The organism is Kribbella sp. NPDC050470 (genome assembly GCF_044458365.1).
Taxonomy (GTDB): domain Bacteria; phylum Actinomycetota; class Actinomycetes; order Propionibacteriales; family Kribbellaceae; genus Kribbella.
The window spans coordinates 1-15,822 of the sequence record NZ_JBITHV010000007.1 but is presented as its reverse complement, the minus strand read 5'-3'; the positions used below and the strand labels follow the sequence as shown (position 1 = coordinate 15,822).

At 69.3% G+C, this 15,822-nt stretch carries 16 protein-coding genes and 1 pseudogene; 13 read left to right on the top strand and 4 right to left on the bottom strand.

Annotated features, from left to right (window positions below; genetic code table 11):
• Positions 1 to 522: 522 nt before the first annotated feature.
• Together ACIBGM_RS21045 and ACIBGM_RS21040 are read right to left on the bottom strand one after the other, a co-directional pair.
• Entirely contained in the window at positions 523 to 1,314 is a 792-nt protein-coding gene (locus ACIBGM_RS21045; protein ID WP_360523352.1) for an enoyl-CoA hydratase-related protein, read from the bottom strand.
• A 34-nt stretch (positions 1,315 to 1,348) separates the two neighbouring features.
• Positions 1,349 to 2,167: a PaaX family transcriptional regulator C-terminal domain-containing protein gene (locus ACIBGM_RS21040; RefSeq protein WP_360523349.1), complete on the bottom strand. Its 819-nt coding sequence runs from the start codon at positions 2,165 to 2,167 to the stop codon at positions 1,349 to 1,351.
• Between the two features lie 163 nt (positions 2,168 to 2,330).
• On the opposite strand from ACIBGM_RS21040, the gene ACIBGM_RS21035 reads away from it, so the two are divergent.
• The 4 genes from ACIBGM_RS21035 to ACIBGM_RS21020 all read left to right on the top strand — a co-directional run bounded on the left by ACIBGM_RS21035 (position 2,331) and on the right by ACIBGM_RS21020 (position 5,490).
• On the top strand, positions 2,331 to 2,498 hold the full coding sequence (locus tag ACIBGM_RS21035; RefSeq protein ID WP_012923066.1) for a DUF3117 domain-containing protein: 168 nt from the start codon (positions 2,331 to 2,333) through the stop codon (positions 2,496 to 2,498).
• A gap of 138 nt (positions 2,499 to 2,636) precedes the next feature.
• Entirely contained in the window at positions 2,637 to 4,154 is a 1,518-nt protein-coding gene (locus ACIBGM_RS21030) for a leucyl aminopeptidase family protein (RefSeq protein ID WP_360523346.1), read from the top strand.
• Positions 4,155 to 4,991, top strand: coding sequence for an AAC(3) family N-acetyltransferase (locus ACIBGM_RS21025; protein WP_360523343.1), 837 nt, complete (start codon positions 4,155 to 4,157; stop codon positions 4,989 to 4,991).
• 46 nt (positions 4,992 to 5,037) lie between these two features.
• A complete protein-coding gene (locus tag ACIBGM_RS21020) occupies positions 5,038 to 5,490 on the top strand; it encodes a group II truncated hemoglobin (protein WP_360523340.1) in 453 nt (150 codons plus the stop codon).
• Here ACIBGM_RS21020 and glgA read toward each other — a convergent pair.
• Complete coding sequence (glgA, locus tag ACIBGM_RS21015) at positions 5,480 to 6,637, bottom strand: glycogen synthase (RefSeq protein WP_396386514.1); 1,158 nt, start codon at positions 6,635 to 6,637, stop codon at positions 5,480 to 5,482. The two genes, ACIBGM_RS21020 and glgA, sit on opposite strands and share 11 nt — an antisense overlap.
• Before the next feature lie 18 nt (positions 6,638 to 6,655).
• On the bottom strand, positions 6,656 to 7,201 hold the full coding sequence (locus ACIBGM_RS21010) for a GNAT family N-acetyltransferase (RefSeq protein WP_360523334.1): 546 nt from the start codon (positions 7,199 to 7,201) through the stop codon (positions 6,656 to 6,658).
• A gap of 64 nt (positions 7,202 to 7,265) precedes the next feature.
• Here ACIBGM_RS21010 and glgC point away from each other — a divergent pair, with 64 nt between their 5' ends.
• The 9 genes and pseudogenes from glgC to ACIBGM_RS20965 form a co-directional block, all read left to right on the top strand.
• Positions 7,266 to 8,522 carry a glucose-1-phosphate adenylyltransferase gene (glgC, locus tag ACIBGM_RS21005; RefSeq protein ID WP_360523331.1) on the top strand — a complete coding sequence of 419 codons (1,257 nt, stop codon included), beginning with the start codon at positions 7,266 to 7,268 and terminating at the stop codon, positions 8,520 to 8,522.
• Positions 8,519 to 9,772, top strand: coding sequence for a kynureninase (kynU, locus tag ACIBGM_RS21000; RefSeq protein WP_396386513.1), 1,254 nt, complete (start codon positions 8,519 to 8,521; stop codon positions 9,770 to 9,772). The genes glgC and kynU overlap by 4 nt, the downstream gene beginning before the upstream one ends.
• Positions 9,769 to 11,067, top strand: a complete 1,299-nt coding sequence (locus ACIBGM_RS20995; protein WP_360523325.1) for an NAD(P)/FAD-dependent oxidoreductase — start codon at positions 9,769 to 9,771, stop codon at positions 11,065 to 11,067. Before kynU ends, ACIBGM_RS20995 begins: the two co-directional genes overlap by 4 nt.
• A complete protein-coding gene (locus ACIBGM_RS20990) occupies positions 11,064 to 12,566 on the top strand; it encodes a 2-hydroxymuconic semialdehyde dehydrogenase (protein ID WP_360523322.1) in 1,503 nt (500 codons plus the stop codon). Before ACIBGM_RS20995 ends, ACIBGM_RS20990 begins: the two co-directional genes overlap by 4 nt.
• A 76-nt stretch (positions 12,567 to 12,642) precedes the next feature.
• Positions 12,643 to 13,071: a RidA family protein gene (locus tag ACIBGM_RS20985; protein ID WP_396386512.1), complete on the top strand. Its 429-nt coding sequence runs from the start codon at positions 12,643 to 12,645 to the stop codon at positions 13,069 to 13,071.
• Entirely contained in the window at positions 13,071 to 13,589 is a 519-nt protein-coding gene (locus ACIBGM_RS20980; protein WP_360523316.1) for a 3-hydroxyanthranilate 3,4-dioxygenase, read from the top strand. The genes ACIBGM_RS20985 and ACIBGM_RS20980 overlap by 1 nt, the downstream gene beginning before the upstream one ends.
• The gene (locus tag ACIBGM_RS20975; RefSeq protein ID WP_396386511.1) at positions 13,589 to 14,602 is read left to right on the top strand and encodes an amidohydrolase family protein; all 1,014 of its coding nucleotides are present in this window, start codon (positions 13,589 to 13,591) and stop codon (positions 14,600 to 14,602) included. The genes ACIBGM_RS20980 and ACIBGM_RS20975 overlap by 1 nt, the downstream gene beginning before the upstream one ends.
• On the top strand, positions 14,599 to 15,324 hold the full coding sequence (locus ACIBGM_RS20970; protein WP_396386510.1) for an alpha/beta hydrolase family protein: 726 nt from the start codon (positions 14,599 to 14,601) through the stop codon (positions 15,322 to 15,324). The genes ACIBGM_RS20975 and ACIBGM_RS20970 overlap by 4 nt, the downstream gene beginning before the upstream one ends.
• A 70-nt stretch (positions 15,325 to 15,394) precedes the next feature.
• Positions 15,395 to 15,757: pseudogene (locus tag ACIBGM_RS20965) on the top strand (GNAT family N-acetyltransferase); the annotation flags it as partial.
• Positions 15,758 to 15,822 lie beyond the last annotated feature (65 nt).

The window sequence follows — 15,822 nt, the reverse complement described above, 5'->3', positions numbered from 1 at the left end:
TGACTCGGTGCACGTGCAGCTAGCTCGTGCATCTGCAGAGTGCACCGAGGAATGTTGAAAATAAGGGGAACACAAACGGCTGAACGAGTTGTGTTCCGGGTGCTGTACGTGATGAGGTATTCACCGGGCTCCCCGGCTGTCAGGTGGTTGTCCGGCCGTGACTCGCCCGGCCGGAACGCGGTCGGGGGGCCCACCAACGGTCCGGGCGCGGAGTTCTCGCGGGCCGGGCTGAGGAAGCGGTGCATGGTGAAGCAGGCGGTCTGCGGAACCCGTGAGTCCCGACACCTGCAGGCCGGTCTGCGTCGTCGTCAAGTAGGCGTTGGCTTCAGCAAACGGATCACGCGCCGGACTCCCCCGGGCACGCGAGGTGTCGAGGTCGTGGTGGTCCGGCGCGTCCTGCACCGCGAGTGCGTGGTGAACGTTGCTGGAGGCATCAGTTGCGATGCCGCCGTATCCGGTTGCGGCCGCCTTCAGTCGCAGGTACGTCGCCTTCAAGTTGTCCTTGCCGAAGGCACCGAGGACCTAGCGGCCCTTGAAGGTGGGGGTTTGTTTGGTGACGAAGGCGGTGACTGCGTTGCGGTGGTCTTCGGTGTCGCCGGTCAGCTCCATCTTGCCGGCCTCGAACACGAGCGCCTCGGCCAGCGTGTGGGTGGCCGAGTAGCCGACCGACTGCCGTACCGCGCCGTACGCGACCGTCGGCCCGGCCGCCAGCTTCGCCGCGAGTTCGCCGACCGCCGCCTCGAACTCGGCCGCCGGTACGACGCTCGTCGCCAAGCCGAGCGTCAACGCCTCGTCGGCGCGTACCGTCCGCGGGAAGTAGAGCAGCTCGAGCGCCTTCGCCCGCCCGATCAGCCGGGGGAGCGTCCACGAGATCCCGGTGTCGCAGGACAGCGCGATCCCGGTGAAGGCGAGGTTGAACCCGGCCGTGTCGGAGACGATCCGGAAGTCGCACGCGAACGCCATCGACGCGCCGGCCCCGGCCGCGACCCCGTTCACCGCCGCGATCACCGGCTTCGGCATCTCGGCCAGCGCCAGCGCGATCGGCGCGAAGTGGTCTGGGACGGTGCTCCACAACGCGGCCGTGTCGTTCGCCTCGAGCAGCCCGATGTGCTCCTTCAGGTCCTGCCCGACGCAGAACGCCCGGCCGGTCCCGGTCAGGACGACGACCCGGACGGCGTCGTCTTCCGCGGCGGCCAGCACGCTGTCGCGGAGCAGGACCTTGGTCGGCGTGTCGAGCGCGTTCATCGCGTCCGGCCGGTCCAGCGTGATGGTGGCTACGCCGTCGGTCACGGCGTAGGTGACGGAGTCACTCATCGTGGTCAGCTCCTTGACAGTCGGTGACGGAAACTCAGTGAAGCGTCAGGCAGTCGTCGACGAAACGCCCGGCCGCGGGGCTCAGTCGTTCGGCGTGGAAATCGAAGAACGCGGCCGCCCTGGTCCCGGCCCAGCCGGCCGGCAGCAGCTCGGCCGGCAACCCCGGGTCCAGGAACAGGAACTTGCGCCACTCGTGCACCAGTTCCGACCGGACGGCGAAGGCCTGCTCGTCGGTGGTGTCGTCGCCGGCGCCCTCGACCAGCGCCTTCGCCTCGATCAGCCAGGCGTCGTACGACGCGCCGAGCTCGTCCAGCTTCCAGACCCGGCGGGCGAACTCCACCGCGCCGTCGTCGACCGGGGCCCGGAACCGGTCCGCCGCGATTCCCTCCGCGCCGAGAATCTGGTCCACCTCCGCGTCGTTGCGCAGGCCGACCCAGGCGCCGTCGGACAGCGGAGCCCAACCCAGGAAGGCGAGCTGGCTCGCGAGCTGCTCGCGGCGGCGGGCGTTCGGCACCTCCCGGAGGATCCCCAGGTGCCAGTGCCGGTCCCAGTCGCCGGCACCGCCGCCGGAACCGTTGCCAGCGGCTCCCTCCGGCGGAGTGCGGTAGATCCGGGCGGCCGCGTCGTCCAGCCGGCGACGCGCCCGGGCGGTCAGCTCGTACCCGGGCTGGCCGTCGATCCGGACGGGCTCGAGCCAGGCCTGGCGGACCATCCGCGACACCGCCGTACGCACCGCGGGCGGCTGGACGCCGAGCGGTGCGAGCAGCCGGACCAGGGCCGCGACTGGGGCCCGGCCACCTCGCGCGCGCAGGTGGTCGCCGTACAGGTCGAAGAGGGCAGAACGGGCGTGCACGTGCCTGAGTCTGCCGTATGGTGCGCGGCTCTGGCCTGTGATCGGGAATAATGGGTCCTGATACACACTGCGATACGCGCCGACGGCGCATCACCGCACGCGCCGGAGACGGTACCCAGTGCGGTGTCGTCGCTCAACACCGACACTGGGAAGGGGTGCGCGCATGGCGGCGATGAAGCCGCGGACGGGCGATGGTCCGCTCGAGGTCACCAAGGAGGGGCGGGGGATCGTGATGCGGGTTCCGCTCGAGGGCGGCGGTCGGCTCGTCGTCGAGCTGAACGCCGACGAAGCGACCGAGCTCGGCAACGCGCTCAAGGCCGTTGTCGGCTGAGCGCTCTCCCCGGGGTGCCACGCACTCCTTGACATATCTACAACGACCCCGGTGGGTGCCTTTTGTGGCACCGGCCGGGGTCGTTACGGTTGGCCGGGCGTTTACGACAACTTTTGATCAAACAGTGAGGTCCTCCTAGTGGCTCGCCGCAGCAGCAAGTTCGCGTTCCCCACCCTTCCGGTCGTGGCGTGGCAGCCCGGGCTGCCGGTGCACGGCGCCTCGACCTGGGTGATCGTGGTCGGCGAGAGCGGCCTGCCGGCCGCCGCGAAGGACGCCGGCGAACGCCTCGGTGTGGACCTCTCCCGACTGCTGGAGGCACAGCAGGCGACCGGCTTCGGTACGACGGCCGGCGCGACCGCGTCGTACCCGCTGCTGACCGGCGAGGTGGCCGAGATCCTGCTGGTCGGGGCCGGCGACGGCAGCGCCAAGGACCTGCGACACGCCGGTGCGGCGATCGCCAGATTCGGCCGCGGCAAGGACGACCTCACCACAGTAGTTGCCGACGGCATCGATGACGCGGTGCTGCAGGCCTTTGCCGAGGGCGTCGTACTGGGGTCGTTCACGTACACCCTGAAGACGGTTGATCCGGGGAAGCCGGTGGTGGCGCGGGTGACCGTCACCGACGGCTCCGACGACGACCGGCAGATCGAGCTCGACCGCGGGGCCGTGATCGGCCGGACCGGGTGGCTGGCCCGGCAGTTCGCCACCACGCCGTCGAACGAGAAGGACCCGGCGTGGCTGGCGGCTCGGGCCACGGAGCTGGCTGCCGAGTCCGGTCTCGACGTGACGGTGTGGGACGAGAAGCAGTTGGCGGCGGATGGGTTCGGCGGGATCCTCGCGGTCGGGAAGGGGTCGAGTCGGCCGCCTCGGTTCATCCGGCTCGACTATGTCCCGGTGGGGGCTGGTGACGACACGCCGTACGTCGTACTCGTCGGGAAGGGGATCACCTACGACACCGGCGGTCTGTCGCTGAAGCCGCGCGAGAGCATGGTGTCGATGAAGCGAGACATGACCGGCGGCGGGTCGGTGATCGCCACGCTGTCCGCTTTGCGTGACCTTGGGGCTCAGGTGCGGGTGACCGGGTTGATCTGTGCGGCGGAGAACATGCCGTCGGGTACGGCGTACCGGCCGGACGACGTGATCCGGCACTACGGCGGGCGGACCACCGAGGTGAAGAACACCGACGCCGAGGGTCGGCTGGTCCTCGCCGATGGGCTCGCGTATGCGGTCAAGGAGCTCGAGCCTGACGTCATCGTCGACATCGCGACGCTGACCGGCGCGATCAAGGTCTCGCTGGGGTCGATGTTGTACGGCGGGTTGTTCGCGACCGACGACGCGTTGGCCGACAACCTGGCGGATGCGGGGCGGGTGTCGGGGGAGGAGCTTTGGCGGATGCCGCTGGCGCCGGAGTACCAGGAGCTGATCGCCACTCCGATCGCGGACTCGGTCAACAGTTCGAAGGGGCCGGGGTCCATCACCGCCGCCCTCTTCCTGAAGGCCTTCGCGGGGGACATCCCGTGGGCCCACCTCGACCTCTCGTCGATCGCGGAGTCGCCGGCCGACCGCCTCGAGTACACCCCCGGCGCCACCGGAGCCGGCGCCCGCCTCCTCACAACCTGGCTGACCTCCCCCACCCCCACCGCCGGCATCAACTGAATGGTTGTCACGGAAGCTGAGATTGCTCAGGGTCTGGCTGGGTTGGGGCTGGACTCGGGGGCGGCGGTGGTTGTGCATGGCTCGTTGCGGTCGTTTGGGTGGGTTGAGGGTGGGGCTGACGCCGTCTGTCGGGCGTTGGTCGGGACCTGTGGGACCGTGATGATGGTCGGCGGGAGTTGGGAGCTGACTGGCTTGCCCGCTCCGCCGGGGCTGGTTCGGCCGCACAACGCGTACTACAACGCAGAGACCTGGGCAGCCTTCGACGACGCGGTGGAGAAGGCGGTCCCGTTCACGCCGGACCTGCCGGTCGACGGATGGCTTGGACGCATCCCCGAGGCGTTGCGCGTGGGCTATGAGCACGAGCGGGGCACACACCCGCTGTTCTCCTTCCTTGCGGTCGGCGCGCATGCGCGTGAGCTGATCGCGGCTCAACGGCTGGACTGGCCGCTCGGACCGATCGAGGCGCTTGCCGAGCTGGGTGGCCATGTCCTGCTGCTCGGTGTCGGCCACACCTCGAACACGACCATCCACCTCGCCGAACAGCACCTGGGCCGGTCGCTGTTCTACCGGTACGCCAAGGCGGGCCCCGGCGCGTGGATGGAGCTGTCGAACGTCTCCGGCGAGAGCCACCGCTTCGACGAGATCGAACCCGAGCTGCGACCCCATACGCGCGAGTTGCGCATCGGCAACTGCCGCGCCCGCCTGATCGCCGTCCGGGACGTCCTGGCATGCGCCACCCGCCTGATCACCGCTGACCCGGCGGCGCTCCTGTGTGAGGACAAGGACTGCCGCTGCGGCGCGGCGTTCGAGCAGCGGTTGGCTTTCCTCCAGCGTTGAGCGTGGGCGTGGCGAGCACGTACCGGTGGGGTGTAGAAGGTGGGGAATGGCTACGGTGTTTGAGGCTGCGGGTGGGGCGGCGGGGATGTTGCGGTTGGCTCGTGCGTGGCATGAGCGGGTGATGGCGGACGAGGTGGTGAGCCACGCGTTCAGCCATGGGTTTCACCCGAAGCACAGTGAGCGGTTGGCGGCGTACTGGGGTGAGGCGTTGGGTGGGCCGCCGACGTACAGCGAGGACTACGGAGATGAGACGTACGTCGTCCGGTTGCACAGCGGGAACGGGCCGCATGAGGAGATGGACCGGCGGGCGATCGCCTGTTTCGACCAGGCGTTGAGCGACACCGGCCTGGATGCGGACGAGCGGCTGCGCGCCGTACTGCACGACTACTTCGCCTGGGCGACGACGGTTGCGATGGCGAAGTACCACTGGTCAGCCGACGACGTTCCCGCCGACCTGTCGATCCCCCGCTGGTCCTGGGACGGCCTGATTATCGGGTGAGCGTGGTGTAGAGCTCGACGGTGCGCTCGGCGACCGCGTCCCAGCCGAACTCGGACACGGCACGTTCGCGGCCCGCCTTGCCCATCGCCGCGGCCTTGGCCGGGTTGTCGATGAGGTCGTTGATGCCGGCGGCGAGGCTGTGCTCGAAGGCGTCGATGTCGTTCTCGTCGTACCGGACCAGGGTGCCGGTGACGCCGTCGTCGACGACCTCCGGGATGCCGCCGACCGCGCTCGCGACGACGGCCGTCTCGCACGCCATCGCCTCCAGGTTGACGATGCCGAGCGGCTCGTAGACCGACGGGCAGCAGAACGCCAGCGCGTGCGTCAGCACCTGCCGGACGTCCTCGCGCGGCAGCATCTCGGAGACCACGAACACGCCGTCCCGGGTCGCCTTCAGGTCGTCGATCAGCGCGTCGGTCTCGGCCTTGAGCTCGACCGTGTCGGCCGCGCCGGCCAGCAGCACCAGCTGGACCGACGGGTCCAGCCGCAGGCCGGCCCGGAGCAGGTGCGGGACGCCCTTCTGCCGGGTGATCCGGCCGACGAACGTCACGTACGGGCGGTTCAGGTCGACCCCGAGCCGTTCCAGCACGCTGGTCGAGGGGTCGGGGCGGTAGAAGTCGGCGTCGATGCCGTTCGAGATCACGTGCACCTTGGCGGGGTCGATCGCGGGGTAGCAGTCCAGTACGTCGTCCCGCATCCCGCGACTGACCGCAACCACGGCGTCGGCGGCCTCGTACGCCGTACGCTCGGCCCAGCTGGACAGGGCGTAGCCGCCGCCCAGCTGCTCGGCCTTCCACGGGCGGCGGGGCTCCAGCGAGTGCGCGGTCACCACGTGCGGGACGCCGGACAGGAGCTTGGCCCAGTGGCCGGCCATGTTGGCGTACCAGGTGTGGGAGTGCACGAGCTGCGAGTCACCGACCGCGGCGGTCATGGTCAGGTCAGTGGACAGGATGCGCAGCGCCGCGTTCGCCTCCGGCATCCGCGCGTCCTCCTCGGAGTGCGCGATCGCGCCCAGCCGGGGCTCGCCCATGCAGTGCACGTCCACGTCGAGCAGGCGGCGCAACTCGCGGACCAGGAAGTCCACGTGCACCCCCGCCCCGCCGTACACGTCCGGAGGAAACTCACGCGTCAGGATCGCCACCTTCATGAGCCCGACCCTAGGACATCAGGCGACATGTGTCGGTACCCAGAAACGCAGCTTTCCGTGTCGCTCGTCTTCCAGCTCGCCGCCGGCGGCCTCGATCACGCGCCGGGAGCCGAGGTTGTTCGTGTCACAGGTGACCAGGGCGGGGTCGATGCCGAGGTTGGCGGCGAGGGGGAGGGACTGGACCAGCATCCGGGTTCCGTGGCCCTGGCGGCGGGCCGACGGGCGGACGCAGTACCCGATGTGGCCGGCGACCTCGAGCAGCGGCGGGGTCAGCCAGTGCCGGATCGACAGCCGGCCCAGGAACTCGACGCCGTCGACGTACCAGAGCACCGTCTGGTGCACGATACCGGGCGGGAGCTCGGTCGCCGGGTCCGCCTCGGCCTTGATCGCCTCGACCAGCCGGTGGAACTCTGCCGGGTCTTCCGCCTGCTCCCGGGTCCACTCCTCGTCGTCGTTCGCGATCGACTTGGCGCCCATCCACCGCTCGTGGACCGGCCCCAGCTCGTCCCAGGCCGCCAGGAACGAACGGTGAACGGCGACGGTCGGCACGATGAGGATTGGCATCTACACAGTGTCGCGACACTCGCAAGCGCTTATGCCTCGGGGGATCGCGGACTAAGGTGCGGACATGGCAAAGGCGCCCAAAGTTCTCGGAATCGTCCTGGCTGGTGGCGAGGGGAAGCGGCTGATGCCGCTGACGGCCGACCGGGCCAAACCCGCGGTGCCGTTCGGCGGCAGTTACCGCCTGATCGACTTCGTGCTGTCGAACCTCGCGAACGCCGGCTATCGCAACCTGTGCGTGCTGACCCAGTACAAGTCGCACTCACTGGACCGGCACGTCACGCTCACCTGGCGGCTGTCGACCCTGCTCGGCAACTTCGTCACCTGCGTCCCGGCCCAGCAGCGGCTCGGTCCGCAGTGGTACCAGGGCAGCGCGGACGCGATCTACCAGTCGATGAACCTGATCAACGACCACAAGCCCGACATCATCGTGGTGTTCGGCGCCGACCACGTGTACCGGATGGACGCCTCCCAGATGGTGGCGGCGCACCTGGAGCGCGGGAACGGCGTGACCGTGGCCGGGATCCGGGTGCCGCGGGTGGAGGCGACCGAGTTCGGAGTGATCAAGACCGGGCCGGACGGGCACGCCATCGAGGAGTTCCTGGAGAAGCCGGCCGACCCGCCCGGGCTGCCGGACTCGCCGGACGAGACGTTCGCATCGATGGGCAACTACGTGTTCAGCGCCGACGTCCTGGTGGAGGCGCTGCGCAAGGACGCCGCCAACCCGGCGTCCCGCCACGACATGGGCGGCGACATCGTCCCGATGCTGGTTGCCGAGGGCAAGGCCGGGGTCTACGACTTCAAGGAGAACGACGTCCCGGGCGCGCTGGACCGGGACCGCTCGTACTGGCGGGACGTGGGGTCGCTGGACTCCTACCACGAGGCGCACATGGACCTGGTCTCGATCCAGCCGGTGTTCAACCTGTACAACTCCGACTGGCCGATCTTCACCTCGCACCCGCAGCTTCCGGGCGCGAAGTTCACCGACGACGCCACGGTAGGCGAGTCGATCGTCTGCCAGGGCTCGGTGGTGACTGGGGCGACCGTGGAGCACTCGGTGCTGGGCTCCAACGTGATCGTCAGCGCCGGCGCGTCCATCGAGCGCGCGGTGATCATGGACAACTGCCGGATCGGCGCGAACGCCGTGCTGAAGAACGTCATCCTGGACAAGAACGTGGTGGTCCCGGACGGGGTCGAGATCGGCGTCGACCCGGACTACGACCGTGAGCGCGGCTTCACCGTGTCCAAGGGCGGCGTGACCGTGCTCGGCAAGGGCCAGGTGATCGAGCCGGCCCGGGCGAAGGACGAGGTCGCCGGGGCGTGAGCGCGCTGGAGGAGGAGGCGCTGAAGCTCGATGCCGCGGACCCCGGGCACCGGGACCTCTTCGATGTGCCTCCGGCCCAGGGCGGCAGCTACCCCGAGGTCGCCTACTTCGCCGGGAACTCGCTCGGCCTGCGTCCAAAGGCGACCCGGACCGAGCTGCTCGAGGACCTGGACTCCTGGGCCGCGCTCGGCGTCGAGGGACACCTGGACGCGGACCGGCCGTGGCTGCCGTACCACGAGCTGCTGACCGGACCGACGGCCCGCCTGGTCGGGGCGCTGTCGAGCGAGACCGTGGTGATGAACTCGCTGACGGTCAACCTGCACCTGCTGATGGTCTCGTTCTACCGCCCGACCGCGTCGCGGCACCGGATCGTGATCGAGGACTCGGCCTTCCCGTCCGACAGCTACGCGGTCCGTTCCCAGGCTCGTTTCCACGGGTACGACGCCGACGACGCGATCATCCGCCTCCGGCCCCGACCCGGCGAGGACACCCTGCGTACGTCGGACGTCGTCGAGCAACTGGGGGGCGACGTGGCCCTGGTGCTGCTCGGTGGGGTGAACTACCTGACCGGTGAGTTGATGGACATCCCGACGATCACCAAGGCCGGTCACGCGGCCGGCGCGGTCGTCGGCTGGGACCTGGCCCACGCGGCCGGGAACGTGCCGCTGTCGCTGCACGACTGGGGTGTGGACTTCGCGGCCTGGTGCTCGTACAAGTACCTCAACTCCGGGCCCGGCGCGCTGGCCGGGGCCTTCGTGCACGAGCGCCACCTCGGCGGCGACCTGCCGCGGTTCGAGGGCTGGTGGAGCACCGAGCCGTCCACGCGGTTCGAGATGGCGCCGGAGGCGCGTCCGCCGGCGTCCGCAGACGCGTGGCAGGTCTCGAACCCGCCGATCTTCTCGATGAGTCCCGTGCGGACCTCGCTGGAGCTCTTCGATCGGGTCGGCATGGTCGCGTTGCGCGAGCGCAGTCTGCGGCTGACGGCGTACCTGGAGAAGCTGCTGGCCGGGGTCACGATCGGGCGGGTGATCACGCCGACCGACCCCGCCCGGCGCGGCGCGCAGCTGTCGTTGCGGATCGATGCTGCGATGACGGCCGGTGAGCTCGCGAAGCGGCTCAGGTTCGAGTACGGCGTGATCGCGGACTCCCGCGAGCCCGACGTACTGCGGTTGGCGCCGGTGCCGCTGTACTCGACGTACCACGACTGCTGGCGCGCGGCGTCGGCACTGACCCAGGTGGAGCCGGAGTGAAGATCGCGATCGTGGGAGCCGGGCTGACCGGGAGCCTGCTCGCCTGCTTCCTGGCCCGGCGCGGCCTGGAGGTGACGCTGTACGAGCGCCGGCCGGATCCGCGCATTGGTCAGGCCGAGCGCGGCCGGTCCATCAACCTGGCCATCTCCGAACGCGGGCTGGACGCGTTGCGCCGGATCGGGCTGGTCGAGCAGGTGATGGCCGACGCGCTGCCGATGAAGGGCCGGATGATCCATCCGGTCGACGGGCCGCTGGACTTCCAGCAGTACTCCGCCGACGGCGAGCGGGCGATCAACTCGATCAGCCGCGGCGCGCTGAACAACGCGCTCCTGTCGGCGGCCGCGGCCGCCCCCGGGGTGTCGGTGGTCTTCGAGCACCGGCTGGTCGAGCTGGACTCAGCCGCCGGGCGGATGGTGTTCGCGACCCCGTCCGGGAAGGTGGCGGCCGAGGCGGATGTCGTGCTGGGCGCCGACGGCGCCGGCTCGGCGGTCCGTGAGCAGATGCTTGCTGAGGGCATCGTTGCCGAACACGTGGACTTCCTGGACTACGGGTACAAGGAGTTGTCGATCCCGGCCGCCGGCGGGGACTTCGCGCTGGACCCGGGTGCCCTGCACATCTGGCCGCGCGGGACCTCGATGATGATCGCCCTGCCGAATCCGGACAAGTCGTTCACCTGCACGCTGTTCTGGCCGGCCGGCTCCTTCGACGCGCTCACCGACGCCGCCGGGATCGAGGCGCACTTCCGCGAGCACTACCCGGACCTGTTGCCGTTGGCACCGGACCTGGTCAGCGATTATCTGAACAACCCGGTCGGGGTGCTCGGCACCGTGCACGCCCTGCCGTGGCAGGCGCACGGCCGGACCGCGCTGATCGGCGACGCAGCGCACGCGATCGTGCCGTTCTACGGGCAGGGCGCGAACTGCGCCTTCGAGGACGTGGTCGAGCTGGACCGCTGCCTCGGCGACACCGGTGGCTCGTGGGCCCGGGCGCTGCCGCTGTTCGAGGCGCGCCGCCGGGAGAACACCGAGGCGATCGCCGACATGGCGCTGGCGAACTTCGTCGAGATGCGCGACAAGGTGGCGTCCCCCGTCTTCCGGCTGACCAAGCGGATCGAGCACGCGCTGGAGCGCGCCTTCCCGGGGCGGTACGTCTCCCGCTACGAACTGGTGTCGTTCTCCACGACGCCGTATGCCGAGGTACAGCAGCGGGTACGGCGTCAGCACCAGGTCCTGGGGGTCGGAGTCGCGTTCACCGCCGGTCTGCTCGCCGGGCTGGCTAGAAGGAGGCGGCGATGAACCTCTGGAGTCCCGATCTCCTGGCCGGGCGGGTGTCGCAGCCCGGACTGCTGCGGAACTTCGTCGACGGCGCGTTCGACGAGGGCGGATCGACGTTCGCGAAGCTCAGTCCGGTCACCGGCGAGCAGATCTTCGACGTCTGTGAGGCGTCCGAGGAGACCGTGGACGCGGCCGTGCAGGCCGCTCAGGCTGCCCTGCGTGGTCCGTGGGGACGGATGAGCGAGCAGGAGCGCGCCGTCGTACTGCGCCGGGTCGCGGACGGGCTCGAGCGACGGTTCGAGGACCTTGTCGCGGCCGAGGTCGGCGACACCGGGAAGTCGATCAGCCAGGCGCGGACGCTCGACATCCCGCGGGGTGCGGCGAACTTCCGGGCCTTCGCGGACTTCGCGACGACTGCGCCGACCGAGTCGTACACGACCGCCCTGCCGGATGGCCGGCGGGCTCTGAACTACGCCGTACGCAAACCGGTCGGTGTCGTCGCGATCATCGTGCCCTGGAACCTGCCGTTGCTGCTGCTCACCTGGAAGGTCGCGCCGGCGCTGGCCTGCGGCAATACGGTGATCGTCAAGCCGTCCGAGGAGACGCCGGCCTCGGCGACCGTGCTGGCCGAGGTGATGGCCGAGGCCGGAGTACCGGCTGGGGTATTCAACCTCGTGCACGGCTTCGGTCCGTCGTCGGCGGGGGAGTACCTCACCCGGCACCCGGGGATCGACGCGATCACCTTCACGGGCGAGTCGGCCACCGGTACGGCGATCGCGAAGGTGGCCGCGGACCGGGTGAAGCCGGTGTCGTTCGAGCTCGGCGGGAAGAACGCCGGCCTGATCTTCGCCGACAGCGATCTGGACGCGGCGGTCGAGGGGTCGGTGCGGTCGGTCTTCACCAACGGCGGCCAGGTGTGCCTGTGCACCGAGCGGCTGTACGTCGAGCGGCCGGTGTTCGACGAGTTCTGCACCCGGCTGGCGCAGCGGGCATCGGAGCTGACTTACGGCTGGCCGGCCGACGAGGCGACGATGAACATGCCGCTGATCTCGAAGCAGCACCGCGACAAGGTCCTGTCGTACTACGACCTCGCCCGGGCCGAAGGTGCACAGATCCTGACCGGCGGCGGCGTACCCTCGTTCGGCGATGCCCGCGACGGCGGCTGCTACATCCAGCCGACCGTGGTGACCGGGCTGCCGCCCGAGGCCCGGACCAACACCGAGGAGATCTTCGGCCCGATCTGCCACATCGCCCCGTTCGACACCGAGGACGAGGCATACGCGCTGGCGAACGGCTCCGACTACGGGCTCGCGGCAACCGTCTGGACCCGCGACGTCGGCCGCGCCCACCGGGCCGGCTCGGCCCTGGACGTCGGCCTGGTCTGGGTCAACACCTGGTTCCTCCGCGACCTCCGCACCCCGTTCGGCGGCATGAAACTGTCCGGCATCGGCCGCGAGGGCGGCCGCCACTCCCTCGACTTCTACTCCGAACCCACCAACGTCTGCGTGGAGCTCTCGTGAACGAGCGAAGCGAGTTCACCATCAAGCACAGTCCGCTTCGTGTCTCATCGGCGCCCGGAGCGAAGCGAGGACGTCGATGACCGTCGTACCGGGGAAGGCGGTGCCGCGGGGGCGGTTTCCGCATGTGAAGGTCGTCAACGGGTTCGCGTACGTGTCGGGTACGTCGAGCCGGCGGCCGGACAACTCGATCGCCGGGGCCTCGGTGGACCCGCTGGGCACGGTGGCGCTGGACATCCGGGAGCAGACCCGCGCCGTACTGGAGAACATCCGGGACATCCTGGCCGCGGTCGGCGCCGGGCTCGAGGACCTGGTGAGCGTCACGACGTACCTGGTGTCGATGAACGACTTCGGGGGGTACAACGAGGTGTACGCCGAATTCTTCGACGAGTCCGGGCCGGCCCGGACGACCGTCGCAGTCCATCAGCTGCCACATCCCCAGCTGCTGATCGAGATACAGGCCGTTGCGGCCATCCCACCAGGACACAGCCCGCAAAGGAGCGAGTGATGGTCAATCTGGAGTCGACGAACTTTCCGCAGTGGATCGAGGAGAACAAGCACCTGCTCAAGCCGCCGGTCGGCAACAAGCAGATGTTCCCGACCGGTGACGACTTCATCACCATGGTGGTCGGCGGCCCGAACCAGCGCACCGACTTCCACGTCGATCCGTACGAGGAGTTCTTCTACCAGATCAAGGGACACCTGCACGTCAACGTGATGACCGAGGACGGACCGGCCCGGGTCGACATCGACGAAGGCCAGATGTGGGTGCTGCCGCGGAACATGCCGCACTCGCCCCAGCGCGGCCCGGACTCGATCGGCCTGGTGATCGAGCGCGTCCGCGAGCAGGGCACGCTGGAGAAGTTCCGCTGGTACTGCGAGAGCTGCAACGCGATCGTGCACGAGGTCGAGCTCCAGGTGAACGACATCGTCGCCGACCTGCCACCGGTCTTCAACGCCTTCTACGACAGCGAAGAGGCCCGCACCTGCCCGAACTGCGGCGCGATGCACCCAGGCAAAGGCTGATGACGGTTGATGTTCACACTCACCTGGTGCCGAAGGGCTGGCCGGATCTCTCGGTAGCGTGCGGCGGCTCCGGCTGGCCGTGGCTGCGGATCGACTCCGAGCGGGCCGCGATGATCATGGTGGGCTCGGAGGAGTTCCGGCCGATCGGCCCGCAGACGTGGGATCCGGCCGTCCGGCGGGCCGATATGGATGCCGACGGCATCGATGTCCAGGTGGTCTCGCCGACGCCGGTGTTCCTCGCCTACGACCGGCCGGCCGACCAGGCGGTCAAGGTGGCCCGGATCTTCAACGACCTCACCCTGGAGACACTTGCCGGGGACAACCGGTTCGTGCCGTTCTGCCAGGTGCCGCTGCAGGACCCGGACGCCGCCTGTGCCGAGCTCGACCGGTGTCTCGAGGCCGGCCACGCGGGCGTGGAGATCGGCAACCACGTCGGCGACAAGGACCTGGACGACGCCGGGATCGTTGCTTTCCTCAACCACTGTGCCGAGGTCGGGGCGCCGGTCCTGGTGCATCCGTGGGACATGCCGGGCGGGCCGCGACTCGACCGCTGGATGGCCCGCTGGCTGACCGGGATGCCCGCCGAGACACACCTGTCGCTGCTGGCGATGATCCTGGGCGGCGCCTTCGACGCGCTGCCGCCGTCGCTGCGGATCTGTTTCGCCCACGGAGGCGGGAGTTTCGCGTTCTGGCTGGGACGGGTGGAGAACGCCTGGCACCGGCGCGGTGACATCGTGCGTGGTTGCTCGCAGCACCCACCGTCGTACTACCTGGACCGGTTCTTCGTCGACACGGTGGTGTTCGAATCGGCATCATTACGGCTTCTTGTGGATACCGTGGGGGAAGACCGCGTTCTGGTCGGCAGTGACTATCCCTATCCACTGGGTGAGCGGCCGGTCGGGGAGGTGGTACGGAAGGCCGGTTTCCTGACCGCGGACCAGCAGCACAAGCTGTTCTCCACGAACGCTCTGCACTTTTTAGGAGATAAGCACAGTCTCGGGAGGTCTGAATGAGCGAGGACCGATCGGTGCTCACGCGCGAGGCGCGCGAGCCGGACGAGCAGTTGCGGTACGGCGACCACGAGGACCACGTGATCGACCACTGGCACGCCAAGGAGTACCGCCCACTCGTCGTCTTCGTGCACGGCGGGTTCTGGCGGCCGGACTACGACCGGGTGCACGCCCGCCCGCTCTGCGAGGCGCTCGCCGACCTCGGCTGGCCGGTGGTGTCGCTGGAGTACCGGCGCGTGCCGGGCGATCCCGACGCCACCACGACAGACGTGCGTACGGCGCTGGACAGTCTGCCGGACCTGGTCGACGTACACGCCGGCTACCTGCTGGTGGGTCACTCCGCCGGCGGCCAACTCGCGCTGTGGGCGGCGTCGACGTTCAACCCGGTCCGGCTCCGTGGGGTGATCGCGCTGGCCCCGGTGGCGGACCTGCTCATGGCTGATCGCCTGGGGCTGGACGATGGCGCCGTACAGGACTTCATCGGCAGCGGCGTACGCAACGATCTCGACCCCGTGCACCTACCGGCCTCGATCGCCCCCGTCAGCCTCATCCACGGCACCACGGACCTCCGGGTCCCCATCACCATCACCGAGTCCTACTTCTCCGCCCACCCCACCGCCCGCTTCCACCGAGTCGAAGGCGCCGGCCACTACGAACTCATCGACCCCGAGTCCGAAGCCTTCCACGAGGTCACGGCCGAACTCACCCGCCTCAGCGGACACTAGAGCCTGAGGAGGGGGTTGGCATGCTCAACGGTGAAGTGGTCGTGCCGAGACCGGGTTCTGGGAGCGTGACCAGGGGACGCTGCTGATCTGGGACCGGGACGACGTGATGGTCGGCCACATCGAGTTCTTCCGGCAGGTCAGCTACTGGGACGCCTACGAGCTCTCGTACCAGCTCTACAGCACCGAGTACGCCGGCCGCGGCTACACCACCGAGGCAGTCCGCCTCCTGGTCGACTACCTGTTCTCGGCGAAGAAGGTGAACCGCCTGTCCCTCGTCATCGTCCCCGAGAACGCCCCCAGCCGCCGCATCGCCGACAAGTGCGGCTTCCAACTCGAAGGCACCGCTAGAGGAGCCTTCTTCAACGCCGGCCAGAACACCGACGTCCTCATCTACTCCCTCCTAAGCCTCGATCCACCGATCGGCTTGGCGTGAGGCGGTGATTCCGGATTGGCTTGGTGCTGGGCTATGTGGGCGTGGTGGGGTGTCCCGCCTCGCTG